The 469-nt window shown below is 58.6% G+C and carries 1 protein-coding gene; it reads left to right on the forward strand.

Translation table 11 applies throughout. The annotated features are described in order from the left end of the window. Positions 1-288: 288 nt before the first annotated feature. Positions 289-469: hypothetical protein (locus P0D89_RS54070; protein ID WP_408371374.1), on the forward strand; the 181-nt coding region annotated here is incomplete at its 3' end.

Consider the following 469-nt stretch of genomic DNA (forward strand, 5'->3'; position numbering starts at 1 on the left):
ACCTACTGGCTTCTCCGATTTGCACCGGAGCCCTTCAGTTCACGTAGCGCCTCGCAGTCTGCAATTGGCAATGCTGAATATCTGATGTGACGGCAGATAACTGGGTCAAACATCACTGCGGCATCTCCGATACGCGCGCTGTTGCCTCGAGAGGGTCGAGTGCACATCGACGAATCATCTCGCCATTCTTCTCGACCACGCTGAAGATCCAGGCCATTCGGCCGAACCATGGGTGCCAACGATAGAGAACTTCTCGTGACTCGGTAATGTGGGTGTTGTGTTTGCGGCTTGTACAACGTGCGCCGCCTGCACAGCAGTATCGGCTACTGCTCGCCGCTCGAATTCGAAAACCTGCATTCGCAGGATCAAACGTCATCGCCAGGCGGGTTGCCCACCGCCGGGCAGCGTCATGGTCGTGACTGGCGAGCCGCCGCCCGCCCGTGGACAACCCGCGACACACCATTACCGG

Origin of the sequence: Paraburkholderia sp. RL18-085-BIA-A, assembly GCF_046027075.1 — a bacterium.
Lineage (GTDB): Bacteria > Pseudomonadota > Gammaproteobacteria > Burkholderiales > Burkholderiaceae > Paraburkholderia.